Origin of the sequence: Streptomyces sp. NPDC032472, from assembly GCF_040636955.1 — a bacterium.
Lineage (GTDB): Bacteria > Actinomycetota > Actinomycetes > Streptomycetales > Streptomycetaceae > Streptomyces.
Map to the genome: position 1 here is coordinate 34,650 of NZ_JBEZVK010000032.1, position 23,481 is coordinate 58,130.

25 protein-coding genes and 1 tRNA gene are annotated in these 23,481 nt (G+C 72.2%); 12 read left to right on the forward strand and 14 right to left on the reverse strand.

The window, feature by feature from the left end; translation table 11 throughout:
- Nucleotides 1-258: 258 nt before the first annotated feature.
- From AB0F11_RS22205 to AB0F11_RS22230, 6 genes are all read left to right on the forward strand, one after another.
- Nucleotides 259-741 (forward strand): CarD family transcriptional regulator, encoded by a 483-nt coding sequence (locus AB0F11_RS22205; protein ID WP_003953493.1) that lies wholly within the window; start codon nt 259-261, stop codon nt 739-741.
- A 291-nt stretch (nt 742-1,032) separates the two neighbouring features.
- A complete protein-coding gene (ispD, locus tag AB0F11_RS22210) occupies nt 1,033-1,782 on the forward strand; it encodes a 2-C-methyl-D-erythritol 4-phosphate cytidylyltransferase (protein WP_362176356.1) in 750 nt (249 codons plus the stop codon).
- A complete protein-coding gene (gene ispF, locus AB0F11_RS22215; protein ID WP_362176359.1) occupies nt 1,772-2,278 on the forward strand; it encodes a 2-C-methyl-D-erythritol 2,4-cyclodiphosphate synthase in 507 nt (168 codons plus the stop codon). Before ispD ends, ispF begins: the two co-directional genes overlap by 11 nt.
- A gap of 104 nt (nt 2,279-2,382) precedes the next feature.
- Nucleotides 2,383-3,783 carry a cysteine--tRNA ligase gene (gene cysS / locus AB0F11_RS22220; protein ID WP_362176362.1) on the forward strand — a complete coding sequence of 467 codons (1,401 nt, stop codon included), beginning with the start codon at nt 2,383-2,385 and terminating at the stop codon, nt 3,781-3,783.
- A 101-nt stretch (nt 3,784-3,884) separates the two neighbouring features.
- Nucleotides 3,885-4,841, forward strand: coding sequence for a 23S rRNA (guanosine(2251)-2'-O)-methyltransferase RlmB (rlmB, locus tag AB0F11_RS22225; protein ID WP_362176365.1), 957 nt, complete (start codon nt 3,885-3,887; stop codon nt 4,839-4,841).
- Between the two features lie 182 nt (nt 4,842-5,023).
- Nucleotides 5,024-6,682 carry a DoxX family membrane protein gene (locus AB0F11_RS22230; RefSeq protein ID WP_362176368.1) on the forward strand — a complete coding sequence of 553 codons (1,659 nt, stop codon included), beginning with the start codon at nt 5,024-5,026 and terminating at the stop codon, nt 6,680-6,682.
- A 189-nt stretch (nt 6,683-6,871) separates the two neighbouring features.
- Here AB0F11_RS22230 and AB0F11_RS22235 read toward each other — a convergent pair whose 3' ends face one another.
- From AB0F11_RS22235 to AB0F11_RS22260, 6 genes are all read right to left on the reverse strand, one after another.
- Nucleotides 6,872-7,591, reverse strand: a complete 720-nt coding sequence (locus tag AB0F11_RS22235; RefSeq protein WP_362176484.1) for a nucleotidyltransferase family protein — start codon at nt 7,589-7,591, stop codon at nt 6,872-6,874.
- A gap of 104 nt (nt 7,592-7,695) precedes the next feature.
- A complete protein-coding gene (locus tag AB0F11_RS22240) occupies nt 7,696-8,109 on the reverse strand; it encodes a hypothetical protein (protein ID WP_362176371.1) in 414 nt (137 codons plus the stop codon).
- A 199-nt stretch (nt 8,110-8,308) separates the two neighbouring features.
- On the reverse strand, nt 8,309-9,397 hold the full coding sequence (ugpC, locus tag AB0F11_RS22245; RefSeq protein WP_362176374.1) for a sn-glycerol-3-phosphate ABC transporter ATP-binding protein UgpC: 1,089 nt from the start codon (nt 9,395-9,397) through the stop codon (nt 8,309-8,311).
- A 359-nt stretch (nt 9,398-9,756) separates the two neighbouring features.
- Complete coding sequence (locus AB0F11_RS22250; RefSeq protein WP_362176377.1) at nt 9,757-10,140, reverse strand: RNA-guided endonuclease TnpB family protein; 384 nt, start codon at nt 10,138-10,140, stop codon at nt 9,757-9,759.
- On the reverse strand, nt 10,140-10,337 hold the full coding sequence (locus AB0F11_RS22255; protein ID WP_362176380.1) for a transposase: 198 nt from the start codon (nt 10,335-10,337) through the stop codon (nt 10,140-10,142). The genes AB0F11_RS22250 and AB0F11_RS22255 overlap by 1 nt, the downstream gene beginning before the upstream one ends.
- Nucleotides 10,315-10,980, reverse strand: coding sequence for a transposase (locus AB0F11_RS22260; RefSeq protein ID WP_362176383.1), 666 nt, complete (start codon nt 10,978-10,980; stop codon nt 10,315-10,317). The genes AB0F11_RS22255 and AB0F11_RS22260 overlap by 23 nt, the downstream gene beginning before the upstream one ends.
- Nucleotides 10,981-10,984: 4 nt before the next feature.
- Here AB0F11_RS22260 and AB0F11_RS22265 point away from each other — a divergent pair.
- Nucleotides 10,985-11,062, forward strand: a tRNA-Thr gene (locus tag AB0F11_RS22265).
- A gap of 93 nt (nt 11,063-11,155) precedes the next feature.
- On the opposite strand, the gene AB0F11_RS22270 is transcribed toward AB0F11_RS22265, so the two are convergent.
- Nucleotides 11,156-12,535: an FAD-binding oxidoreductase gene (locus AB0F11_RS22270; RefSeq protein ID WP_362176386.1), complete on the reverse strand. Its 1,380-nt coding sequence runs from the start codon at nt 12,533-12,535 to the stop codon at nt 11,156-11,158.
- Between the two features lie 144 nt (nt 12,536-12,679).
- On the opposite strand from AB0F11_RS22270, the gene AB0F11_RS22275 reads away from it, so the two are divergent.
- Nucleotides 12,680-13,153, forward strand: a complete 474-nt coding sequence (locus AB0F11_RS22275) for a GNAT family N-acetyltransferase (protein WP_362176389.1) — start codon at nt 12,680-12,682, stop codon at nt 13,151-13,153.
- A gap of 9 nt (nt 13,154-13,162) precedes the next feature.
- Here AB0F11_RS22275 and AB0F11_RS22280 read toward each other — a convergent pair whose 3' ends face one another.
- Nucleotides 13,163-14,170, reverse strand: a complete 1,008-nt coding sequence (locus AB0F11_RS22280; protein WP_362176487.1) for a zinc-binding dehydrogenase — start codon at nt 14,168-14,170, stop codon at nt 13,163-13,165.
- A 135-nt stretch (nt 14,171-14,305) separates the two neighbouring features.
- On the opposite strand from AB0F11_RS22280, the gene AB0F11_RS22285 reads away from it, so the two are divergent.
- Nucleotides 14,306-14,986, forward strand: coding sequence for a pentapeptide repeat-containing protein (locus AB0F11_RS22285; RefSeq protein WP_362176392.1), 681 nt, complete (start codon nt 14,306-14,308; stop codon nt 14,984-14,986).
- A gap of 1,067 nt (nt 14,987-16,053) precedes the next feature.
- On the opposite strand, the gene AB0F11_RS22290 is transcribed toward AB0F11_RS22285, so the two are convergent.
- From AB0F11_RS22290 to AB0F11_RS22300, 3 genes are all read right to left on the reverse strand, one after another.
- Nucleotides 16,054-16,557 carry a hypothetical protein gene (locus AB0F11_RS22290; protein ID WP_362176395.1) on the reverse strand — a complete coding sequence of 168 codons (504 nt, stop codon included), beginning with the start codon at nt 16,555-16,557 and terminating at the stop codon, nt 16,054-16,056.
- A 195-nt stretch (nt 16,558-16,752) separates the two neighbouring features.
- On the reverse strand, nt 16,753-17,373 hold the full coding sequence (locus AB0F11_RS22295; protein ID WP_362176398.1) for a response regulator transcription factor: 621 nt from the start codon (nt 17,371-17,373) through the stop codon (nt 16,753-16,755).
- Nucleotides 17,370-18,515, reverse strand: coding sequence for a sensor histidine kinase (locus AB0F11_RS22300; RefSeq protein WP_362176490.1), 1,146 nt, complete (start codon nt 18,513-18,515; stop codon nt 17,370-17,372). The genes AB0F11_RS22295 and AB0F11_RS22300 overlap by 4 nt, the downstream gene beginning before the upstream one ends.
- Before the next feature lie 284 nt (nt 18,516-18,799).
- Between AB0F11_RS22300 and AB0F11_RS22305 the strand changes: the two genes are divergently transcribed.
- Together AB0F11_RS22305 and AB0F11_RS22310 are read left to right on the forward strand one after the other, a co-directional pair.
- Nucleotides 18,800-19,357, forward strand: coding sequence for a heme-binding protein (locus AB0F11_RS22305; RefSeq protein WP_362176401.1), 558 nt, complete (start codon nt 18,800-18,802; stop codon nt 19,355-19,357).
- A gap of 120 nt (nt 19,358-19,477) precedes the next feature.
- Nucleotides 19,478-20,926: a M1 family metallopeptidase gene (locus AB0F11_RS22310; RefSeq protein ID WP_362176404.1), complete on the forward strand. Its 1,449-nt coding sequence runs from the start codon at nt 19,478-19,480 to the stop codon at nt 20,924-20,926.
- 67 nt (nt 20,927-20,993) lie between these two features.
- On the opposite strand, the gene AB0F11_RS22315 is transcribed toward AB0F11_RS22310, so the two are convergent.
- On the reverse strand, nt 20,994-21,524 hold the full coding sequence (locus tag AB0F11_RS22315) for a GNAT family N-acetyltransferase (protein ID WP_362176407.1): 531 nt from the start codon (nt 21,522-21,524) through the stop codon (nt 20,994-20,996).
- Nucleotides 21,525-21,656: 132 nt separating this feature from the next.
- Nucleotides 21,657-22,232, reverse strand: coding sequence for a TerD family protein (locus tag AB0F11_RS22320; RefSeq protein ID WP_362176410.1), 576 nt, complete (start codon nt 22,230-22,232; stop codon nt 21,657-21,659).
- 150 nt (nt 22,233-22,382) lie between these two features.
- Here AB0F11_RS22320 and arfB point away from each other — a divergent pair, with 150 nt between their 5' ends.
- The gene (arfB, locus tag AB0F11_RS22325; protein WP_362176413.1) at nt 22,383-22,808 is read left to right on the forward strand and encodes an alternative ribosome rescue aminoacyl-tRNA hydrolase ArfB; all 426 of its coding nucleotides are present in this window, start codon (nt 22,383-22,385) and stop codon (nt 22,806-22,808) included.
- 47 nt (nt 22,809-22,855) lie between these two features.
- On the opposite strand, the gene AB0F11_RS22330 is transcribed toward arfB, so the two are convergent.
- Nucleotides 22,856-23,425: a flavin reductase family protein gene (locus AB0F11_RS22330; RefSeq protein WP_362176416.1), complete on the reverse strand. Its 570-nt coding sequence runs from the start codon at nt 23,423-23,425 to the stop codon at nt 22,856-22,858.
- Between the last annotated feature and the right edge of the window lie 56 nt (nt 23,426-23,481).

Here is a 23,481-nt window from a genome sequence, read left to right on the forward strand (position 1 = left end):
AGTTCGGTTTCCCGGCTTCGAACCCGGCAAAACAGGACGTACGTCACACTGGTGGGGTACCCGCCCGGGTGTAGCGTGGCCGTTTCACCCGGTCCGCACAGCGCCTCCGACCTGCGAATACCCCCCTCCGGAAGCCCTCCGCAGCACGTTCCCGCCGCTGTTGTCAAGCCCCGAGATGTGCCCTGACCTGCGAAAACGCCATTCATAACAGTCAGTTCTCGTGTTACCCTGGATAGCCACGGAAGGGGTACCTGTCACATGACGTTCAAGGTTGGCGACACCGTGGTCTATCCCCATCACGGGGCCGCGCTGATCGAGGCCATCGAAACTCGCCAGATCAAAGGCGTGGACAAGACCTACTTGGTGCTCAAGGTCGCCCAGGGCGACCTGACGGTTCGTGTGCCTGCGGACAATGCGGAGTTCGTCGGCGTTCGCGACGTAGTCGGCCAGGACGGGCTGGACCGGGTCTTCGAGGTGCTGCGTGCACCGTATGCCGAAGAGCCCACGAACTGGTCCCGTCGCTACAAGGCAAATCTGGAGAAGCTCGCTTCTGGCGACGTCATCAAGGTCGCCGAAGTGGTGCGCGACCTGTGGCGCCGCGAGCGCGAGCGCGGGCTCTCCGCGGGTGAGAAGCGCATGCTCGCGAAGGCGCGTCAGATCCTGGTCAGCGAGCTCGCGCTCGCTGAGAACACCAACGAGGACAAGGCCGAGGCCCTCCTCGACGAGGTTCTCGCGTCCTGACGGACGAGCCCAAACGCAGTTGTGCCGCGGTGCCCGATGACAAGCCCTCTCCACACGGGAGGGCTGTTGCCGGGCGCTGCGGCATGTCTGTCTCTGTCTGTACCGCCCGTACCGCCCGTACCGCCGTGGCCGCCTGCACCGTCACTGCGTACGCGTACTCATCACTGACCCGTGCCGGGTCCGGGCAGCCGGCTCGACCGGTCGTCACGGAAGGGGCGAGGGCGTCGCACCCGGCACTCCCAAGGCCATACCCACGTCGGCCGAAGTCACAAACCTGGCTCGGAGCTACTGATGTCTGACGAACCGCGTCCCCACCGCACGGCCGCCGTGATCCCGGCCGCCGGCCGCGGGGTACGCCTCGGCCCCGGCGCCCCCAAGGCCCTGCGGGCCCTCGGGGGCACCCCCATGCTCATCCACGCCGTCCGCGCCATGGCCCGCTCCCGGGCCGTGTCCCTGGTCGTCGTCGTCGCCCCGTCCGACGGCGCCGCCGAGGTCCGCCACCTCCTCGACGAGCACCCGCTGCCCGAGAGGACCGAGGTCCTCGTCGTCCCCGGCGGCGACACCCGCCAGGAATCCGTGCGCGCCGGCCTCGCAGCCCTCCCGCCGGACGTCACCTCCGTCCTCATCCACGACGCCGCACGCCCGCTGGTCCCCGTCGACACCGTCGACGCCGTCGTCGAGGCCGTCCGCGACGGCGCCCCCGCCGTCGTGCCCGCACTGCCCCTGGCCGACACCGTCAAGGAGGTCGAGCCCGCCGCCGCACCCGGCGAGCCCGAGCCGGTCGTCGCCACGCCCGAGCGCGCCCGGCTGCGCGCCGTCCAGACCCCGCAGGGCTTCGACCTCGCCACGCTCGTCAAGGCCCACGAGACCATCGCCGTCAACGGCGAGGGCGCCACCGACGACGCCGCAATGGTGGAACGGCTCGGCACCACCGTCATGGTGGTCCCCGGCCACGAAGAGGCCTTCAAGGTCACCCGTCCGCTCGACCTGGTCCTCGCCGAGGCCGTACTCGCCCGCAGGAGGGCCACCGATGCGTACTAGCCCCGAAGGCGCCCCCCTGATCCCGCTCGTCGGCATCGGCACCGACGTCCACGCCTTCGAGACCGGCCGCGAACTGTGGTGCGCGGGCCTGCTCTGGGAGGGCGAGGACGGCCTCGCCGGCCACTCCGACGGCGACGTCGCCGCCCACGCGGCCTGCGACGCCCTCTTCTCCGCTGCCGGCGTCGGCGACCTCGGCGCCCACTTCGGCACCTCCCGCCCCGAGTGGTCCGGCGCCGCCGGCGTCACCCTCCTGGCCGAGGCCGCCCGTATCGTCCGCGCCGAGGGCTTCGAGATCGGCAACATCGCCATCCAGGTGATCGGCGTCCGCCCGAAGATCGGCAAACGGCGCGACGAAGCACAGAAGGCGCTCGCCGCCGCCGCGGGCGCCCCCGTCTCCGTCTCCGGCACCACCACCGACGGACTGGGCCTGACCGGCCGCGCCGAAGGCCTCGCCGCCATCGCCACCGCCCTGGTCTACCGGACAAACCAGCCCTGACCGCCCGTACCGGACGGCCCCGCACGACACGACCGGGACGACAAACCGCCCCGCGCCCCCAAAGGGTCGCGGGGCACTGCCACCGGCCCACTACCCTGGATCCCGTGACCATTCGCCTGTACGACACCAGCGCCCGGCAGATCCGCGACTTCACCCCGCTCGTCCCGGGCTGCGTCTCGATCTACCTCTGTGGTGCCACCGTGCAGGCGGCCCCGCACATCGGGCACATCCGCTCGGGCCTCAACTTCGACATCATGCGCCGCTGGTTCGCCTACCGCGGCCACGACGTCACCTTCATCCGCAACGTCACCGACATCGACGACAAGATCATCGCCAAGTCGGCCGAGCAGGGCCGCCCCTGGTGGTCCATCGGCTACGAGAACGAACTCGCGTTCAACAGCGGTTACGACGCCCTCGGCTGCCTGCGCCCGACCTACGAGCCCCGCGCCACCGGCCACGTACCCGAGATGATCGAGATGATGCGCGGCCTCATCGAGCGCGGCCACGCCTACGAGGCCGACGGCAACGTCTACTTCGACGTCCGCTCCTACCCCGGCTACCTGAGCCTGTCCAACCAGGAGCTCGACAACCTGCTCCAGCCCTCCGGCGAGGGCGAGACCGGCAAGCGCGACGCCCGCGACTTCGCCATGTGGAAGGCCGCCAAGCCCGGCGAGCCCTCCTGGGAGACCCCCTGGGGCCGCGGCCGCCCCGGCTGGCACCTGGAATGCTCCGCCATGGCACACAAGTACCTCGGCGAGGCCTTCGACATCCACGGCGGCGGCCTGGACCTGATCTTCCCGCACCACGAGAACGAGATCGCCCAGGCCAAGGCCTACGGCGACGAGTTCGCCACGTACTGGGTCCACAACGCCTGGGTCACCATGGCCGGCGAGAAGATGTCCAAGTCCCTCGGCAACTCGGTGCTCGTCTCCGAGATGGTCAAGACCTGGCGCCCCATCGTCCTGCGCTACTACCTCGGCACCCCGCACTACCGCTCGATGATCGAGTACAGCGAGGAGGCCCTGCGCGAGGCCGAGTCCGCCTTCGCCCGCATCGAGGGCTTCTGCCAGCGCGTCGTGGAGAAGGCCGGCAAGACCGTCGACCCCGCCCCCGAGGTGCCGCCCGCCTTCGCCGAGGCCATGGACGACGACCTCGGCGTCCCCCAGGCCCTCGCCATCGTCCACACCACCGTCCGCCAGGGCAACAGCGCCCTCGCCGCCGACGACAAGGACGCCGCGATCGCCCGCCTGGCCGAGGTCCGCGCCATGCTCGGCGTCCTCGGCCTCGACCCGCTCGACCCGCACTGGTCCGAGGAGACCGACCGCGGCGAGGAGCTCCACGGCGCCGTCGACACCCTCGTACGGCTCGTCCTCGAGCAGCGCGAGTCCGCCCGCGCCCGCAAGGACTGGGCCACCGCCGACGCCATCCGCGACCAGCTCCAGCAGTCCGGTCTCGTCATCGAGGACAGCCCCACCGGTCCCCGCTGGACCCTCGGCCCCCGCTGAGGCGACACCGCCCGGACCAGCTCTGTTGTGCCGCCCGGGCCTCCGGGCGGCACACTCTTCATACGTACGTACCGCAGCACCAACGAAAACAGGTAGAGGTCATGGCCGGGAACAGCCAGCGCAGGAACCGCCGCACGTCCAACAAGAAGGGCGCCACGGTCGGCAGCGGTGGTCAGCGGCGCAAGGGCCTGGAGGGCAAGGGCCCCACGCCCAAGGCCGAGGACCGCAAGGGCCACAAGGCCTTCCGCATCTCCAACGCCATCGCCAGGCAGGCCGCCAAGCGCCGCCCCGCCCCCCGCCGCGGCGGCCCCAAGGGCACCAGCGAGATGGTCGTCGGCCGCAACCCCGTCTTCGAGGCCCTGCGCGACGGCGTACCCGCCACCACCCTGTACGTCCAGCAGTTCATCGACAACGACGAGCGCGTCCGCGAGGCGCTCAAGCTGGCCGGCGAGCGCGGCAACATCAACCTGATGGAGGCCCCCCGCCCCGAGCTGGACCGCATGACCGGCGGCCTCAACCACCAGGGCCTCGTCCTCCAGGTCCCGCCCTACGAGTACGCCCACCCCGAGGACCTCACCGCCGAGGCCTACGACAACGGCGAGGACCCGCTCATCGTCGCCCTCGACGGCGTCACCGACCCGCGCAACCTCGGCGCCATCGTCCGCTCCGTCTCCGCCTTCGGCGGCCACGGCGTCGTCATCCCCGAGCGCCGCGCCGCCGGCATGACCGCCGGCGCCTGGAAGACCTCCGCAGGCACCGCCGCCCGCACCCCGGTCTCCCGCGTCACCAACCTCACCCGCGCCCTGCAGGAGTACAAGAAGGCCGGCCTGGCCATCGTCGGCCTCGCCGCCGAGGGCGAGCACTCCGTCGCCGACCTCGACGCCCTCGCCGGCCCCGTCGTCATCGTCGTCGGCTCCGAGGGCAAGGGCCTCGGCCGCCTCGTCGGCGAGAACTGCGACTACCTCGTCCGCATCCCGATGCCCGGCGGCGCCGAATCCCTCAACGCCGGAGTCGCCGCGGGCGTCGTCCTCTACGAGGCCGCCCGCCGCCGCGCCTGAACCGGCCGCCGCACGAGCCCACCGGCACGTCCCGGCCCCCGCAGGTTGTGCCACTTGGCTCACGCACCGTGACCCGTGAGCGTGTCACCCCGCCCGTTCCGGGCGGGGTGGCTTGATCTTGACGGGCCTCGGACACATCCCTGCCGTCAAGGCAGTGTCCTAAACACTGATCACTCGGTTAGATGAGTGTGGACACCAGAACGTCAGGGTTCGACGACCAGCCCGCGCTGAGCATGGTCAAGGTGCCGTGCGACCCCGCACAGGTCATCGTCAACCACGCCAGCTTCCGCGTGCGGCTCGCACCGAGCCCGAGCGCGCGTTCCAAGCCCGCGAACGCACCCGGCCGGGTCCCCGCCCTCGGCGGCGCCCTCACCGCAGTCGGCGCCGCCGCCGGCGCGGGGGCCGCCCGCCGCCGCGCCCCCGTCGTCTGGAGCGGCAAATCCGCCCCCGGCGACACCGCCGCCATGGGCGGACTCCTCCAGGCCGTCCGCGAACACGGCCGCGGACACGACGACTACGACGGCGGCGCCACCCAGGTCATCCCCCGGGTCGACCTCGCCCACGACCTCGCCGGCGACACCGTCCCCACCCCCACCGTCATCGGACAACGCAGCTACCGCGACCGCGAAGCGGACGAAACCCGCCCCCTCACAGCCGCACGCGACCTGCCCCACCCCGCCGGCCCCGCCGGCCACACCCCGTACGGCCACAGCCCGTACGGCCACAGCCCGTACGACCACGACCCGTACGACCACGACGCGTACGACGACGGCGCCCACCACGCCGGCCCGTACACCGACACCCCGTACACCGACGGCCCCCCGCAGGACGCCACCCGCCGCACCGCCACCGACAACCGCGGCCACGCCTCCTACTACCCCGGCCGCCGCATGAACCTCGGCGTCGTCCTCCTCCCCCTGCGCGTCTTCCTCGGCTTCATCTCCATCTACGCCGGCATGGGCAAACTCTGCGACCCCGTCTACTTCGACGGCGGCGAACGCGGATCCATGGTCACCTGGCTGCGCACCCTCCACCCCTGGGCCCTCGCCGAACCCCTGCGCGACTTCGCCCTCGCCCACCCCGTCGGCGCCGGACTCACCGTCGCCTTCCTCCAGGTCATCGTCGGCGTCCTCACCGTCCTCGGCCTCTGGCAGCGCTTCGCCGCCTGCTTCGGCGCACTCCTGTCCGCCGCCCTGCTCATGACCGTCAGCTGGAAGACCGTCCCCGCCTACGACGCGCCCGACATCATCTACCTCGCCGCCTGGAGCCCCCTGATCATCGCGGGCGCCCCCGTCTACTCCCTCGACGGACGCCTCGCCGGCGAAGCCTGGCGCACCCTCGGACCCCGCTCCGACCTCTGGACCCTGCGCCGCCGCGTCCTGCGCCGCGGAGCCGTCATGGCCACCGTCGTCTGCGGACTCACCCTCCTCACCGGCTCCCTCCTCGGCGGCGCCGTCCGCTCCAGCACCGTCGTCACCGTCCCCGGACCCGGCCAGGAACCCAGCAACTACCTCCCCGGCTCCCCGCTGCCCAAGGCACCCGGCAAGCCCCAGCAGCAGCCCACCAGCCAGCAGCCCACCAAGCCCGCCGAACCCACCCCCAGCGCCACCGCCCCCTCCACCAAGCCGGGCCGCACCGCCGGCACCACCCGCGAAACCACCGGCACCGGCTCGCAGTCGCCCGCCGCCAGCCGCGGCGCCGCCGGCAGCCAGACCAGCGGCACCACCACCAAGCAGACCGCCCCCAAGGCCCCGACCTCCTCCAGCAGCGGCACCCGAAGCACCTCGGGCGGCGAAACCCCCTCCAAGAAGCCCGGCCTCGTCGGCGGCCTCCTCGGCTGACACACCCCCCGCACCACCAAGGGCCGGGGCCCGGCGCGCAACAGCGCACCGGGCCCCGGCCCTTTCCCACATACGCACGCAACGCACGCACGCAGGGAGCTGAGAAGGCCTCAAGAGGCGTCAGGAGACCTCAAGAGTCGTCCAAGACTTCAAGAGCCCTCAAGAGCCCTCAAGAGCCCTCAGGAGACCTCAGGAACCGCCCTGCCCCGCCAACTCCCGCGCCGCCTCCGTCAGATCCTTCGCCGTATCGATCGCCCGCCAGTACGCGCCCTGAGGCAGCGGGAAACCCGCCAACCGCCGCTCACGCGCCAACCGCGGAAACGTCGTCCGCTCGTGATCCCCCAGATCCGGCAGCAACGCCGTGAACTCCGGAGCGAACACGTACACCCCCGCATTGATCAGATACGGCGACGGCGGAGCCTCGATGAAATCCAGCACCTGTCCGAACTCGTTCGTCTCCACCGCACCCCACGGGATCCGCGGCCGCGCCAACGCCAGCGTCGCCGTCGCCCCCCGCTCCGCATGGAACGCCGCCATCTCCCGCAACGAGAACCGCGTCCAGATGTCCCCGTTCGTCGCGTACCACGGCCGCTCCGGATGCGGCAGATGCCGCGCCGCGTACTTCAGACCTCCACCGCGACCCAGCGGCTCCGCCTCCACCACCGTCGTCACACGCAACGGCAGATCGGCCTTGGCCAGCCAGTCCTGCAGTACCTCGGCCAGGTGCCCGCACGAGACCACCGCATCGGTGACCCCCTCCGCGGCCAGCCACGCCAGCTGGTGCCCGATGATCGGCACCCCGGTCCCCGGGATCTCCACCATCGGCTTCGGCCGGTCGTCCGTATACGGCCGCAGCCGCGACCCCTGGCCGCCCGCCAGGACCACCGCCTGCGTGGGCGCCTGGGACAGGGCGGCCGGAATCGCGGCCGCGGAAGCATCGGAATCGGAACGGGGAGCGGGAGGTACGTCGGTCATGGGCGCCAGCGTAGAGGCCCAGCCCCGCAACCAGGCCCTCAGCCCATGGAAGCCACACCGGTCGCGTACGAGGTGTCGCACACGGGCCGCGCGAACGACTGCGCCTTCGTCGGCCCGTACGCCTCCACCGCGGCCCGCCCCAGCGCCCGCGCGATCCCCATGCAGTGGCCGGCCAGCGACGGCCGCTTGTCCACCTCCTGCTGCAGGTGCGTCAGGACGTCACCCGGCGTCTCGCCCTGCTGGAGCTCCCCCAGCAGCTTGTCGCGCAGCACGTCCTGCGGCGCGCGCGGCTTCGCGGGGACGGAGACGTCCTCGGCGGAGGCGGTCAGGATCCTGGACGAAGAATTGTCCGCCCAGGGAACCATGGTGACCGCGAGGGTCCCGGACAGGACCAGGACGACGGGCAGGACCAGGGCGAGGGAACGGCCGATTCGGCGGGCAGTGTGGGTCACGAAGGCGAGAGTAGCGTTCGGTGATGGCATGGCGACAGTTGGTCACCCGGTCGGGGGATCGTTCGACGTGATCTTTCGAATCCCGGGTTGACGACCGGCGGCGAATGCCCGATCCGCCCACCCGGCACAGCATGCCCGAAGGGGCGCCCCGGCGGGAGCGCCCCTTCGAGTGCATCTGCGCGTCTGCCTCTGCGCGGGATCAGTCGGACAGCCGCTGCCCGGACGAGGTCGAGAACACGTGGATCTCACCGGCCCGCGGCACCACGTGCAGGCTCGAACCCTTCTCCGGGACCTGGCGGCCGCCCACGCGGACCACGATGTCCTGGCCGCCGTCGGCCTTGGAGGTGCTGCCGTACACGTACCCGTCCGCACCGAGCTCCTCGACCACGTTCACCGTGATCGTCAGACCGCCCTCGGTACCGATGTCGAAGTGCTCCGGACGCACGCCGACCGTCACGGTCCGGTCGCCCGCGTCCGCGGCCGCCGCGAGCGCCTCGCGCGACACCGGGACGACGCTGTCGCCGAACTTCACGCCCCCGTCGGTGATCGGAACCTCGACCAGGTTCATGGCCGGAGAGCCGATGAACCCGGCCACGAACAGGTTCGCCGGACGGTCGTACATGTTCCGCGGGGTGTCCACCTGCTGCAGCAGGCCGTCCTTGAGCACCGCCACCCGGTCGCCCATCGTCATGGCCTCGACTTGGTCGTGCGTGACGTACACCGTGGTGATGCCCAGGTCACGCTGGAGCGCGGCGATCTGCGTACGGGTGGAGACGCGGAGCTTGGCGTCGAGGTTCGACAGCGGCTCGTCCATCAGGAAGACCTGCGGCTTGCGGACGATGGCCCGGCCCATCGCGACGCGCTGGCGCTGACCGCCGGAGAGCGCCTTGGGCTTGCGGTCCAGGTACTGGGTGAGGTCCAGCATCTTCGCCGCGTCCTCGACCTTGCGGCGGATGGTGGCCTTGTCCTCGCCGGCGATCTTCAGGGCGAAGCCCATGTTGTCGGCGACGGTCATGTGCGGGTACAGCGCGTAGTTCTGGAACACCATCGCGATGTCCCGGTCCTTGGGCGGCAGGTGGGTGACGTCGCGGTCGCCGATGCGGATGGCGCCCCCGTTGACGTCCTCCAGGCCCGCGAGCATGCGCAGGGAGGTGGACTTGCCGCAGCCGGAGGGGCCGACGAGGACGAGGAACTCGCCGTCCTCGATCTGCAGGTCGAGCTCGTCGACGGCGGGCTTGTCCCCGCCGGGGTAGAGCCGGGTCGCCTTGTCGAAGGTGACGGAAGCCATGGTGATGCATCCCTTCTACCGGCAGGAACGTGCCGGACGATCCGAGTGGAAGGAAGTAATGGGTCTAGTCCACAGAAGCGGACTTCCGCCCGACGCTACCTGCCGCTGCGCCTCCTGTCAGCACCCGACCCGGGGTGACTTCCACCTCTGCCGGAATGGTTCAGCAAGGGCAGAGCAGATCCCTTTTGACCTTCTGGGCAAGAGCACCGCTCTTGGACCCAGTCGTCGCACTCGCGAGCAACGTTTCCTGCTTCGCCGTCCGCTGCCGTGAGACGAGGCCCTGAGGACCCCACCACGTGGACTGACGCGAACTCCACAGGCTGAAACCGACGGCCCGCCGGCCTGTTCTCTTGCGTGGTTCAGGCGACCACACACTCTGGCAGTTCCGAGGCCCGGATCACGGCCGGCGGCACCCGGCCCGGCGGGAGGGCCATCGCCACCGACCAGTACAACCGAAGGCCTTCGTCCCGCAGGTTCAGGGCGGCGTTGACGTCGCGGTCGTGGACAGTCCCACACTTCCCGCAGGTCCACGAGCGGATCGACACATCGAGCCGGTTACCCCTCGCGTGGCACGCCGAACAGCGACGGGTCGAGGGAAAGAAGCGGTCGACGATCACCAGCGTGCGACCGTACCACTCGCACTTGTAGCGAAGCATGGCCAGAATCGTTCCCCACGCCGCGTCGGTGATCGATTGGTTGAGTTTCGCTTTCCGTCGCCTGCCCGGACCGGAAGCGGACCGCATCAGTTGGCGACCGCCAGGCCTTCCACCACGAGCACTTGGTTCTCGCGCACGAGGCGGGTGGTGAGCTGGTCGAGTTGGTCCTTGCGTACGTCGCTGATCAAGGCGTAGAGCTTGGCGATCTTCTCGCGGATCTGCTCCTCGACGAGGACGTACAGGAAGAATCGGCTGGCGCGGTCACGGGTCACCGTGAGCTTCACCGGGTGCACCCCGGCGGGGAGCGGGCGCGACCACCGTATGTCGAGGGGCTCGGTCTGCTTGGCCAGGGCTATGAAGCCCGGTCCCGGGCCGCTCGGGATCCTCGTGCCAGCGGAAGCCCGTACGGACGTAGGTGGCCGAGTCTCGGGATCGATGCTTGCGCTTCGGCTTCGGGTAGTTCGCCATGCCCCTGAAGAAGCGGGTGAAGGCAGTATCGAGGTGACGCAGCGCCTGTTGGAGCACGGTCGAGGAGACGTCCTGGAGCCAGGAGGTCTCGCTGGCGCGCCGCCAGCCGGTCAACGCCCGCGATGTCTCGGCAAAGCCGACCGATACGTGGTGCTCTTGCCAGGCGCTCACCCGCAGGGCCAGTCCCTCGTTGGAGACCCACCGACAGGCTCCGAACGTCCTCCTCAACTGCTCTGCTTGGGACTCGTTCGGGTAGGGGCCTCGTCTCCCACGATGCGGGTTCCTTGAGCTGCAGCTTCCGTCACGGCCCCTCCCCAGCCCGACACTCCGATAGTCGGACGTGCACTTCAGTACGGATAACGAACTGGAGGGCGAGAGGTTACGGAGGCCGGAAAGTTCTTCGCGGTCAGGGCTCTGGGGTGTGTAAAGTGAAGGCGATTCTGCGCTGTGCAGTGTCACATGTGCCTCCTTAGCTCAGTCCGGTCAGAGCGGCGCTCTTGTAAAGCGTAGGTCGTCGGTTCGAATCCGACAGGGGGCTCCATCCCAGGTCAGCGGCTTGCCGGGCCAGGAAATTCGTACACAAGCGGAAGGCCCCGGATCAAAGATCCGGGGCCTTCCGCTTGTGCGGACGTGGTCAGTGCCGGCCCGAGATGCGGTCTGCCAGGCGGGCCAGTGGGGTCGTCGTCGGGGTGTGGGTGGCGGCCTCGCGGCGGTCGGCCTCGCGGTAGGCCGCGTACAGGGCCTGGACGCCGAGCCAGCGGAAGGGCTCCGGCTCCCAGTGGCGGACGCGGTGGTTGACCCAGGGCAGGGCGGTCAGCTCCGTGGTGTCGTTCAGGACGAGGTCGCGCAGGGTGCGGGCCGCCAGGTTCGAGGTGGCGACGCCCGAGCCGACGTAGCCGCCGGCCCAGCCGAGGCCCGTGGCGCGGTCCAGGGCCACGGTGGCGCACCAGTCGCGGGGGACGCCGAGGACGCCCGACCAGGCGTGGGTGATCTCCACGCCCGCGAGGGCCGGGAAGAAGTCGGTCAGGAGGCGGGTGAGCGCGGCGATGGTCGAGGGTTGTGTGGTGCCGTCGTGGTCCGTGCGGGAGCCGTAGCGGTACGGGACGCCGCGGCCGCCGATCGCGATGCGGCCGTCGGCGGTGCGCTGGGCGTACATGTAGGCGTGGGCCATGTCGCCGAGGGTTTCGGCGCCGGTCCAGCCGATGCGGTCCCAGGTGGAGTCGGGGAGGGGGGCCGTCACGATCATCGAGGAGTTCATGGGGAGCCAGGTGCGCTTGTGGCCCTTGAGGCCTGCGGTGAAGCCTTCGGTGCAGCGCAGGACGAAGGGGGCGCGGACGGTGCCGTAGGGGGTGGTGGCGCGGCGGGGGGCGATGTCGGTGACGGGGGTGGACTCGTGGATGACGACGCCGAGGCGTTCGCATGCTGCGGCGAGGCCGTCGACGAGTTTGAGGGGGTGGATGCGGGCGCCGTGGGGGGTCCAGGTGGAGCCGACGGCGTCGGCGATGTCGATGCGGGCGCGGGTGGCGGCGGCGTCGTGGAGTTGGCGGTCGGTTTCGCCGAAGGCGAGTTCGGCGGCGTGGAAGGCTTTGAGGCGGGTGAGTTGGGCGGGGGTGCGGGCGACTTCGAGGACGCCGCCGTGGTGGATGTCGGCGTCGATGCCTTCTTTGGCGGCGGTGTCGATGACCTCGGTGACGGTGGCGTTCATGGCCTGTTGGAGGCGTTGTGCGGCGGCGTGGCCGTGGAGGCGGGCGTAGCGGTCGCGGCCGGCGATGCCGTTGTAGAGCCAGCCGCCGTTGCGGCCGGAGGCCCCGTAGCCGCAGAACTTCCCTTCGAGGACGGTGATGCGGAGGTCGGGGGCGGAGGTCTTGAGGTAGTAGGCGGTCCACAGGCCGGTGTAGCCGCCGCCGACGATGGCGACGTCGGCGGTGGTGTCGCCGGTGAGGGGGGTGCGGGGCGGCCGGGTGGGGGTGGCGGTCGTCGCGTGCCAGAAGGAGATGCCGCCGTTGATGGTCATGGGGGAGTTGGTACACGGGGTTCTGGAGGGGCGTCCAGGGTCGGGGTGTCGGGTTTCGGGGGCGGGGACCTGGCGGTTTGGTGGGTGCGGGGGCGGGCGGGGTGGGCCCTGTGGAGGCCCGGGGGGCGGGCCTAGGCTGCGGGGATGATCCGTTGTGCTGAGGTCGAAGACGTTCCCGTCATCCATGCCATGATCCGCGAGCTCGCGGAGTACGAGAGGGTGCCGCACGAGGCGCGGGCGACGGAGGAGCAGTTGCGGCAGGCGTTGTTCGGGGAGCGGCCGGCGGCGTTTGCGCATGTGGCGGTGTCGGGGGAGGGGGAGCCGGTCGGGTTCTCGTTGTGGTTCTTGAACTTCTCGACGTGGCGGGGGGTGCACGGGATCTATCTGGAGGATCTGTACGTGCGTCCGGGGGCGCGTGGGGGCGGGTACGGGAAGGCGTTGCTGGGGGAGTTGGCGCGGTTGTGTGTGGAGCGGGGGTATGAGCGGCTGGAGTGGTCGGTGTTGAAGTGGAACGAGCCGACGATCGCTTTCTACGAGGCCTTGGGGGCGCGGCCGCAGGACGAGTGGACGGTGTACCGGCTGGCGGAGGGGGCGTTGCGGCGGTTGGGTTCCGGCTGAGGGGCGGCTTCAGGGTTCGAGGATGACTTTGCCGGTGGTGGCGCGGGTTTCGAGGTCGTGGTGGGCGGTGGCGGCCCGGTCGAGGGGGTAGCGCTGGAGGGCCGGGCGGAGGCGGCCGGCGGCGGCTTCGGCGAGGGCGCGGGTTTCGAGGAGTCGGAGGGGGTTGTCGGTGCCGGCTTTTTGGAGCATGGCGGGTCCGAGGACGTTGTGGGTGGTGATGCGGCGGGTCTCGAGGTCGGCGCGGTCGGTGTCGGTGAGGGGGGCGGGGGCGCCGGAGGACCAGCCGAAGACGAGGTGGCGGGCGTCGGGGGCGAGGAGGCCGAGGGCGGCGCGGGCGGTGGTGCCGCCGACGGAGTCGAACAGGACGGTGGCGCCGGGTCGGCCGAGGGCGTCGAGGTGGGCGCGTGCGGCGGTGGGCCAGTCGGGGCGGGTGTAGTCGAGGGCGAGGTGGGCGCCGTTGGCGGTGGCGGTGGCGGTTTTGGCGGGGCCGCCGGCGAGGGCGATGACGGTGGCGCCGGCGTGGCGGGCGTACTGGACGAGGAGGGTGCCGATGCCGCCGGCGGCGGCGGGGACGAGGGCGATGGAGTCGGGGCCGAGGTCGGCGAACTGCAGGATGCCCATGGTGGTGCGGCCGGTGCCGATCATGGCGACGGCCTGGGCGGCGTCGAGGCCGGGCGGGATGTGGTGGAGGCGTGCGGCGTCGGTGACGGCGTATTCGGCGTAACCGCCGGGGGCGAAGCCGAGGTGGGCGACGACGGGGCGGCCGAGCCAGGCGGGGTCGGTGCCGGGGCCGAGGACGTCGACGGTGCCGGCGACTTCGCGGCCGGGGATCGTGGGGAGTTCGGGGAGGGTGGGGGCGGGGCCCTGGATGCCTTGGCGGAGGGTGGTGTCGAGGAGGTGGACGCCGGCGGCGGCGACGGCGATGCGGACTTGGCCGGGGGCGGGGGTGGGGGCTTCGGTGTGTTCGGGGGTGAGGTTGTCGGCGGGGCCGAAGGCGTGGAGGCGGACGGCGCGCATGGTGGTGGCGGTGGTGGTGGTGTTCATGGAGGCCACCCTCCGACCTCAAGTGGAGTCGAGGTCAAGGTGCGGCTGATGCGGCTGATGCGGCTGTGTGTGGGGGGCGTTGTCGGTGGTGGCGGGCACGATGGGGGGATGGCGACGCGACGCGGGCAGCAGCAGACGGTGAAGAAGGCGCGGCGACCGGAGGTGCGGCTGCCGGAGCTGGGCGGGTGGCCGGCCGGTGGCGTTCTGGAGCCGGAGGGGGATTACGACGCGGTGGAGTTCGCGGGGGCGGACCTGAGCGGGCAAGAGGGGGTCGGGGCGCGGTTCATGGATTGCGCGCTGCGGGGGTGCGTGCTGGACGGGACGGGGTTGGCGAAGGCGCGGGTGCTGGACTCGGTGTGGGAGGGGGTCCGGGGTGTGGGGACGGACCTGTCCGGGGCCTCGTTGCGGGACGTGGAGCTGGTGGATGCGCGGTTGGGTGGGGTGCAGCTGTACGGGGCGGTGTTGGAGCGGGTGGTGTTCCGGGGCGGGAAGATCGACTGCTTGAACCTGCGGCAGGCGCGGTTGCGGGATGTGGTGTTCGAGGGGTGTGTGCTCGTGGAGCCGGATTTTGCGGGGGCGGTGCTGGAGCGGGTCGAGTTTCGGGGGTGTGTGGTGCGGGGGGCGGACGTGGCGGGGGCGCGGATGGTGGATGTGGATGTGCGGGGGGCGGTGGAGCTGGAGGTTGTGCGGGGTGTCGAGTCGTTAGCCGGGGCGGTGATCACCCCGGCCCAACTCCTGGACTTGGCCCCGGCCCTGGCGGCCCAGCTGGGCCTCCGGGTCGTCCCGTAGCCCGGCCGGTGCGGATGGCGGTGCCGGCCGCTGCGCGGAGCCCGTCCCCGCCCCACCCTTTCTCCGTATCCCGTGACTCCGCCCCGGCCCCCGCTCGCCTCAACCGCCGGCGGGGCTCAAAGATCGGGGCTCCGCCCCGGACCCCGCGCCTCAATCGCCGGCGGGGCTGAGTTTGCCGGGCCCCGTCTCGGGCGTCGGCCGGGGGTGGATGCGCTGGCCTCCTGGCCCGGCTGTGGGGCGGGGCTGCGCCCGGGCTGCTGGGGCTCCGCCCCAGACCTCGCGCCTCAATCGCCGGCGAGGCTGAGTTTGCCGGGCCCGTTTCGAGCGTCGGCCACGGCTGGATGCGCTGGCCCGTGGCCCCAGCTGTGGGGCGGGGCTGCACCCGGGCTTGCTGGGGCTCCGCCCCGGACCCCGCGCCTCAATCGCCGACGGGGGTGGATTTGCTGGACGCTCGTCTCAGGCGGCGCGGTGGGGGGATTGGGCGTGTCCTCGGGGTGGGTGTGCAGGTCGGCTGGAGATTGGCCGTTGGTGGCGGCTGGGCCGCTGGGCGGGGCACCCTGCCCGCGCGGCGGTTGAGCGCACCGGCACGGAGCGGGAGATCCAGCCCGCGCGGCGGTTGAGCGCACCCGGCGCGGAGCGCACGGAACGGGGGCCGGGCGGAGCCCGGGCCCCAGGCGGGGCCGGGGCCGCAGGCCCCGCACGCGGCGAAGCCGCTATCGGGCACAGCGGGAAGGGGCGGGGTGGGGAAGCGGCTCCGCGCAGCGGTTTACCCGCGCCGGACGCGTACCCGCGCCGGACGCGTACCCGCGCCGGACGCGTACCCGCGCCGGACGCGTACCCGCGCCGGACGCGTACCCGCGCCGGACGCGTACCCGCGGCTGCACCCCGTCCCCGCACCGGCCCAGGTACCCGTGACCGTGTCTGCGCCCGCCCCGCGGACTCGGGCCGTGCTCGGGTCGCGCCCGCGCCACACTCGGGCCGTGCCGTACTCGGCCAGCGCCGCGCCGGCGCCCCCCGCGCGCTCGGGCCGGGTCCAGGCCCGGCCGGGGGCCCCGGTGCGGGTTCGGTCAGGCCGGGACGCGGGGGAAGCGGGACTGGAGGGTCCAGATGATGGGGTTGTCGGCCAGGGACTCGTGCATGTCGATCAGGTCGGCGATCAGGTCGTGCAGGAAGTCGCGGGCCTCGCGGCGCAGCAGCTTGTGGCTGAAGGTCAGCGGTTCTTCCTCGGGCGGCATCCAGTCCGCCTCGATGTCGACCCACCCGAAGCGCCGCTCGAAGAGCATGCGGTCCGTCGACTCGGTGAAGTCGAGCTCCGCGAAGCGCCGGTCGGCGGAGCGGCTGCCGCGCGGGTCCTCGTCGAGGCGCTCGACGATGTCGCACAGGGCCCAGGCGAAGTCCAGTACGGGCACCCATCCCCAGGCTGTGGAGAATTCCCGGTCGGAGACGGTGTCGGCGAGGTAGACGTCCCCGCAGAAGAGGTCGTGGCGCAGGGAGTGGACGTCCGCGGAGCGGTAGTCGGTCTGCGGGGGGTCCGGGAAGCGCCGGGAGAGGGAGTAGCCGATGTCGAGCACGTATCCGATGGTGTCACGGGTGGGTGCGGGAGTGGGCGGGGGGCGGTCCCGGTCCGGGCGGCGGTCCCGGTCCGGGCGCCGGTCGGCCCCTGCGGACGGTGCGGCCGGCTGCAGGGGGCCTAGGCCTGGGATGTCGGGCCGGCCCGGGGCCGGGTCTGCTGGCGGGGGTGGGGGAGTGTGCGCCCCGGCCCCCCGTTACGGCAGGAGTCGTTGTTCCTTTGCCACCGCCACCGCGCCCGCCCGCGTGTCGACGCCGAGTTTGTCGTAGATGCGGCCCAGGTGGGTTTTGACGGTGGCTTCGCTGATGAACAGGGCGCGGGCGATGTCGCGGTTGCCGAGGCCGCGGGCGAGCTGGCCCAGGATGTCGAGTTCTCGGTCGGTGAGGGTGGGGCGGGTGCCGCGCATGGCGGCCATGACCCGGCTGGCGACGGGTGCCGAGAGGGTGGTGCGGCCGGCTGCGGCGGCGTGGATGGCGGCGAAGAGTTCCTCGGGCCGTTCGGCTTTGAGGAGGTAGCCGGTGGCGCCGGCTCCGATGGCGCGGGTGATGTCGGCGTCGGTGTCGTAGGTGGTGAGGACGAGGACGTGGGGCGGGTTTTCGGCGGTGGTGATGCGGCGGGTGGCTTCGACGCCGTCGATGCCTTCGCCGAGCTGGAGGTCCATGAGGACGACGTCGGGCTGGAGCCGGGCGGCGAGGGCGACGGCTTCCTCGCCGCTGCCGGCCTCGCCGAGGACTTCGATGTCCGGGGCGCTGCCGAGGAGGGCCAGCAGGCCGGCGCGGACGACGGCGTGGTCGTCGCAGAGCAGGAGGGTCGTCACGGGTGGTGCTCCAGGGGGATGGCTGCGGACAGGACGGTGCCTTCGCCGGCGGTGGATTCGATGGTGAGGGTGCCGCCGAGCTGGCCGACGCGGGCCCGCATGGCGGGGAGTCCGTGTCCGCGGTCGTCGCTGCCTGGGGTGCGGGGTTCGGTGAAGCCGTGGCCGTCGTCGGCGATGTCGAGGACGACCTGGTCGCCGAGGAAGCTGAGGGTGAGGGCTGCGTTCCGGGCGTGGGCGTGTTCGCGGACGTTGGCGAGGGCGCCCTGGGCGACGCGCAGGAGGGCGGACTGGACGCGGTCGGGCAGGGGTGCGGGGGTGCCTTCGAGGTGGAAGCGGACGTCGATGTCGGGGCCGGCGTCGAGGGCGCGCAGGGCGTCGGCGAGGCCTGCGCCGCCGGCGAGCTCGGGCGGGGCGAGGTCGTGGACGAGTCGGCGGGCTTCGGCGAGGCCGCGGGCGGCGATGCCGGTGGCGGTGCGGACGTGGGCGCGGGCGGTGGCGGGGTCGCCGTCCCAGACGCGGTCGGCGGCCTGGAGCAGCATCTGCTGGCTGGAGAGGTGCTGGGCGAGGGTGTCGTGGATTTCCATGGAGAGCCGCTGGCGTTCGGCGAGGGTGCCTTCGCGGCGCTCGGTGGCGGCGAGTTCGCGACGGGTGCGGATGAGGTCGTCGATGAGGGCGCGCTGGGCTTGGGCCTGGCGTTCCATGTGGACGAAGACGGCGGTGGCCAGTGCGGCGATGGCGGGTGGGGCGAGGAGGAGGTTGGGGTCGAAGCCGTGGGACAGCTTCAGCTGGGCGGCGACGACGAAGACGGTGAGGAGGGCGACCAGGACGATGGCGGCGCGGGGTGGGAGGGTGCGCAGGGCGGTGTAGAAGAGGGGGACGGCGCACCAGGCGAAGCTGGGGGCGAGGACGACGAGGACGACCCAGGCGGTGACGACCAGTCCGAGCCAGGTCAGCCGGCGGAGGGTGGGTGTGGCTCCCAGGGCGGGGCCGAGGGCGGGGCCGAGGACGTACAGCAGGGCGAGCGCGGCGCTGAGGGCGATGATCCACGGGGTGTTCGGGGAGCCGGGGTGGCGCAGCAGGAAGCGGGCGACGGATGCGCCGAGCAGCAGGAAGAACGCCGTGTGCATGACGGTGGCCAGCATGCGGGTGTCGGCCTTCCGCGACGGCGCTCGGGTCACGTGGGTCACGGCGGGCTCCCGGGTCGGTCTCTTGCTCCATCGTGCCCGGCGGCGGGCGATGGCGCCGTCCAGCCAAGCGGGGCGGCGGGCGGGTGCGCATCAGCCGATCGGACGATACGGGGGTCGACCGGTGGGGCAGCGGGTGCGAGCCGGTACGGGGACGGGCGGGCGGGGGTTTCGGGGCGAGGCTGGATGCAGCACAAGGACCCGATGTCCCCGCACCCGGCAACCCAGCAGGAGCAGCAGAGATGAAGACCCGCACCCGCGTTCTGACCGGTACCGCCCTCGCCGTCGCGCTCGGCGCCGGGACCTTCGGCGCGGTCAGCGCCAGTGCCGCGCAGCCCGAGTCGGCTCCGGCGGCCGCCGTGGCGAAGAAGGACGGCGAGGTGAGCGACAAGAACTTCACCACCACGACGCACCTGACCGTGGACGCGGCGTCTCGTGCGGCGCAGGCGGCGCTGGAGGCGGCCCGCAAGGAGAACCAGAAGGTGACGGTCGCGGTCGTGGACCGCAACGGCAACACCATCGTCACGCTGCGCGGTGACGGTGCGGGCCCGCAGTCGTACGAGTCGGCGCAGCGCAAGGCCTTCACGGCGGTGTCGTGGAACGCTCCGACGTCGGTGCTGGTGGGGCGGCTGGCCCAGGCCCCGAACCTGAAGGACATTCCCGGGACGCTGTTCCTGGGCGGTGGCACGCCGGTGCAGGCGGGCGGTGCGCCGGTGGCGGGCATCGGTGTGGCGGGCGCGCCGAGCGGGGACCTGGACGAGAAGTACGCGAAGGCGGGCGTCGAGGCCCTGGAGAAGTAGTCCCCTCCCGCCACCTCCCCCGGCCTCCGCCTTCTGGGCTCCCCTCGGTCCGGTTCGGCCTCGCCCCCGCGAGGCCGAACCGGACCGTAGTACGACAAGGCGCCCCCTAGGATCGGCTCCGTGCATATCCGCGCGTCTGCCCGTCCCGCCCGGCTCACCCGCCGCCGCCTCGCCGTGCCCGCCGCCGCGGCCCTGCTCGCCCTGGTCGCGGGGTGTACGGGCAGCCCCGTGCACGGGCGGCCGGGTGCCTCGGGGTTGCGGGATCCGTACTTCCCGAAGGCGGGCAACGGCGGCTACGAGGTCGACCACTACGCGCTGGACCTGGACTACGACCCGGCGGACGGGGTCCTGCACGGCACGGCCGTGATCACGGCGCGCGCGGAGCAGGGCCTGAGCTCGTTCAACCTCGATCTCGCCGGTCTGAAGGTCGAGGGGGTCAGCGTGCAGGGCGAGAAGGCCCGGTTCAACCGCACGGGCAACGAGTTGACGGTGCGTCCTGCGGAGGACCTGACGGCTGGGGAGGTCTTCCGTGCGGAGGTGGACTACAGCGGCCGGCCCCGGACGCTGTCGGATCCGGACGGTTCGAAGGAGGGCTGGATCCCCTTCGAGGCCGGGGGCGCGGGCGGGGTCGTCGCGCTCGGCGAGCCGGTGGGGTCGATGGCCTGGTTCCCGGGCAACCACCATCCCAGCGACAAGGCCTCGTACGACATCAAGCTCACGGTCCCGCGCGGCTTCGAGGCGGTCTCCAACGGCGAGCTGCGTTCGCGCACCGATGCGGGCGGCGGCCGTACGGAGTTCGTGTGGCACAGTCCGGAGCCGGTGGCGAGCTATCTGGTGACGGCGGCGGTGGGCAGGTTCGAGGTGTCGGACGGGCGGACCCCTGCGGGGGTGCCGCTGCACACGGCGGTGGCGCCGGGCGAGGCGGCGGAGGCCCGGCAGGCGCTGGCGCGGCTGCCGGAGATGGTGGACTGGGGCAGTGCGCGCTTCGGCCCGTACCCGTTCTCCACGGCGGGCGCGATCGTGGTCCCGGACGGGACGCTGACGTACGCGTTGGAGACGCAGACCCGGCCGGTGTTCTCGGGTGCGCCGAAGGAGCCGGGGCTCTTGCTGCACGAGCTGGCCCACCAGTGGTTCGGCGACTCGGTCTCGCCGGAGTCCTGGAAGGACATGTGGCTCAACGAGGGCTTCGCGACGTACGCGGAGTGGCTGTGGGACGAGGAGCACGGCGGGGTGAGCGCGCAGCGCCGCTTCGAGGCGTTCCTGGCCGGTGACACCTCGGTCGACAGGGCGGCGGGCACGGACTGGGCGGCGTTTGCGCCGGCGGAGCCGCCGTCGGCGCGGAACATCTCCGACGACCCGGTGTACTACCGCGGTGCGATGGTGCTGCACCGGATCCGGCAGGAGGCGGGTGACGAGCGGTTCTTCGCGCTGCTGCGCGGCTGGGTGGCCGAGCACCGGCACGGCAACGCGAGTACGAAGGACTTCACGGCCTATGCCGAGCGGAAGACGGGGCTGGACCTGAAGAAGGTGTGGGACGTGTGGCTGTACGGCAAGGACCGGCCGCACTGACGTCCGTCCCCCTGGGGTCCCGCCGGGCTCCGGCTGCCCGGCCCCCGCTCCGGCTCCCCGCCCGGGTTTACTCGGGTCCGAGGAGTTCCTTGCGCATGACGGTGCAGTCGCGGCCGTGTTCGAGGTCTTTGGCGTGGCGCAGGAACGTGTAGCCGCGGGAGGCCCAGAAGTCCCTGGCGCCCGGGTTGTTGTCGAGTACGGCCAGGCGCAGTGCGGTGCGGCCGGCGGTGCGGAAGCGGTCCTCGACGGTGGCGGCGATGCGGGTGCCGTGCCCTGCGCGGTGGGCGGTGGCGTCGACGAGGAGCAGGCCGATCCACGGGTCCGGGTCGCCGGAGGCGGGGTCGGGGTGGTGGGCGAGGGTGGCGGCCAGGCCGACGAGGCGGCCGGCGGAGCGGGCGAGGAGTACCTCGGCGCCGTCGTGGGCGAGTTCGTCGGTGAGGGCGGCGGCCACCTGTTCGACGGTGATGCGGTGCGGGTCGGGGAAGTCGCCGCTGAGCTCGAAGAAGGCGTGGTTGGTGGCGTAGAGGGCGGCGATCTCGGTGAGGAGGGGGCCAGGCAGGGTGCCGTCGTCGTCGCCGGTGAGGGGCTCGAGGATCATTCCCGCACGTTAGCTGCCGTGCCCTGCGTGCGGGGCACGGCGAAGCCCCCTCCCCGGACGGGAGGGGGCTTGCGTTGCTGGCGGGCGCGCCGTCGGCGCGGGCGCCGGTCAGGGTGGCGGCAGTGGCCGGACTCAGACGTTGACGCCGAAGTCCTGGGCGATGCCGACCAGGCCGGAGGCGTAGCCCTGGCCGACGGCGCGGAACTTCCACTCCGCGCCGTTGCGGTAGAGCTCGCCGAAGACCATGGCGGTCTCGGTGGCGGCGTCCTCGGAGAGGTCGTAGCGGGCGATCTCGGCGCCGTTGGCCTGGTTCACGACGCGGATGTACGCGTTGCGGACCTGGCCGAAGTTCTGGCTGCGGGATTCGGCGTCGTAGATGGAGACCGGGAAGACGATCTTGTCGACGTCGGGGGTGAGGGCGGCCAGGTTGACCTTGATGGACTCGTCGTCGCCGGAGCCCTCGCCGGTGCGGTTGTCACCGGTGTGGACGATGCTCTGGTCCGGGGTGGACTTGTTGTTGAAGAAGACGAAGTGGCCGTCGGAGACGACCTTGCCCATCGTGTTGACGGCGATGGCCGAGGCGTCCAGGTCGAAGTCGACACCGGTCGTCGTGCGCACGTCCCAGCCGAGGCCGACCGTGACGGCGCTGAGGCCGGGGGCCTCCTTCGTGAGCGAGACGTTGCCGCCCTTGGAGAGGCTTACTGCCATGGTGAACTGGTGTCCCTTCGTGTGGCCTGACCGCGAGATGCGGCCACGGTACCGCTGACCTTCATAACGCGGGGAGAGGGTCGGCGGGTTCCAGCGCGGCGGCGGGAAATGCGGGTGACGCCGCGGGGCGGGGGCGGGATCATGGGGGGCATGTCCGGTCCCCATGTCATCCGCGGTGCGGTGGAGCTCCCCGAGGCGGAGCTCTCCTGGCGGTTCTCGCGTTCCTCCGGGCCGGGCGGGCAGCACGTGAACACCTCGGACTCCCGGGTGGAGCTGCTGTTCGACCTGGCCGCCACGAAGGCGCTGCCGCCGCAGTGGAAGGAGCGGGCGCTGGAGCGGCTCGCTGCGCGTCTGGTGGACGGGGTGCTGACCGTACGGGCCTCCGAGCACCGCTCGCAGCTGCGCAACCGGGAGATGGCGCTGGTCAGGATGGCGGCGCTGCTGGCGGAGGCGACGGCCCCGCCGCCGCGGGCGCGACGCGCGACGAAGATCCCGCGGGGGATCAACGAGCGGCGGCTGCGGGAGAAGAAGGCCCGCGGCGAGACCAAGCGCGGCCGCTCGGGCCGCGACTGGTAGGCCCGCGCCCGACGCACCGCGCCCCGTGCCCGACGCCCCGCGCCCCGCTACGGCGCCAGGTGGCGGTAGCGGCCGCGGAAGTAGGCGAGCGGGGCGGCGTCGGCGGTGGGCACGGCCGAGGCGAGGACGCGGCCGATGACCAGGGTGTGGTCGCCGGCCGGGACGCGGCTCTCGGTGCGGCATTCCAGGGTGGCCAGGGCGCCGGTCAGCAGCGGGGCCCCGGAGGCCTCGCCGCGCACGTACGGCAGGTCGGCGAAGAGCAGCCGGTCGCTGATGCGGCCCTTCATCGAGAAGCGGCCCGCGATCTGGAGCTGGTGGTCGGCGAGGACCGAGACCGCCCACAGGGGCTGCTCGGCGAGCAGGTCGTCCATCCGGGAGCCCTCGCGCAGGCTGACGAGGACCAGCGGCGGGTCGAGGGAGACGGACATGAAGGCGGTGGCGGTCATCCCGACGTCCTCGCCGTGCGGGCCGTCCGGGGTCAGAGGGGGTTCGTGCGCGGTGATCAGGCACACGCCCGCGGCCAGGCGGGACATCGCGGCGCGGAACTCGTCGTGGCTCACCCCCTCAGGATGGACGGTGGGGGCGGTCGGCAGGGGTACGGGAATCGTCTTCGGCACGCCGGGAACGCTAGTCTCGCCCTTCCGCGGTGCACATCGGGCCCGGGTCCGAGCCG

What these genes read in the sequence shown, in the direction of transcription:
- ispD (WP_362176356.1), top strand. Translation starts at nt 1,033, where the DNA reads ATGTCTGACGAACCGCGTCCCCACCGCACGGCCGCCGTGATCCCGGCC.
- AB0F11_RS22270 (WP_362176386.1), bottom strand. Translation starts at nt 12,535, where the DNA reads ATGACCATCAACGGCGGCATCTCCTTCTGGCACGCGACGACCGCCACC.
- ugpC (WP_362176374.1), bottom strand. Translation starts at nt 9,397, where the DNA reads ATGGCTTCCGTCACCTTCGACAAGGCGACCCGGCTCTACCCCGGCGGG.
- AB0F11_RS22315 (WP_362176407.1), bottom strand. Translation starts at nt 21,524, where the DNA reads ATGATCCTCGAGCCCCTCACCGGCGACGACGACGGCACCCTGCCTGGC.
- AB0F11_RS22280 (WP_362176487.1), bottom strand. Translation starts at nt 14,170, where the DNA reads ATGCGCGCCGTCCGCCTCCACGCCTTCGGCCCCGCCGACAACCTCACC.
- ispF (WP_362176359.1), top strand. Translation starts at nt 1,772, where the DNA reads ATGCGTACTAGCCCCGAAGGCGCCCCCCTGATCCCGCTCGTCGGCATC.
- arfB (WP_362176413.1), top strand. Translation starts at nt 22,383, where the DNA reads ATGTCCGGTCCCCATGTCATCCGCGGTGCGGTGGAGCTCCCCGAGGCG.
- AB0F11_RS22285 (WP_362176392.1), top strand. Translation starts at nt 14,306, where the DNA reads ATGGCGACGCGACGCGGGCAGCAGCAGACGGTGAAGAAGGCGCGGCGA.
- AB0F11_RS22320 (WP_362176410.1), bottom strand. Translation starts at nt 22,232, where the DNA reads ATGGCAGTAAGCCTCTCCAAGGGCGGCAACGTCTCGCTCACGAAGGAG.
- rlmB (WP_362176365.1), top strand. Translation starts at nt 3,885, where the DNA reads ATGGCCGGGAACAGCCAGCGCAGGAACCGCCGCACGTCCAACAAGAAG.
- AB0F11_RS22230 (WP_362176368.1), top strand. Translation starts at nt 5,024, where the DNA reads ATGAGTGTGGACACCAGAACGTCAGGGTTCGACGACCAGCCCGCGCTG.
- AB0F11_RS22275 (WP_362176389.1), top strand. Translation starts at nt 12,680, where the DNA reads ATGATCCGTTGTGCTGAGGTCGAAGACGTTCCCGTCATCCATGCCATG.
- AB0F11_RS22300 (WP_362176490.1), bottom strand. Translation starts at nt 18,515, where the DNA reads ATGCTGGCCACCGTCATGCACACGGCGTTCTTCCTGCTGCTCGGCGCA.
- AB0F11_RS22305 (WP_362176401.1), top strand. Translation starts at nt 18,800, where the DNA reads ATGAAGACCCGCACCCGCGTTCTGACCGGTACCGCCCTCGCCGTCGCG.
- AB0F11_RS22205 (WP_003953493.1), top strand. Translation starts at nt 259, where the DNA reads ATGACGTTCAAGGTTGGCGACACCGTGGTCTATCCCCATCACGGGGCC.
- AB0F11_RS22250 (WP_362176377.1), bottom strand. Translation starts at nt 10,140, where the DNA reads ATGCGGTCCGCTTCCGGTCCGGGCAGGCGACGGAAAGCGAAACTCAAC.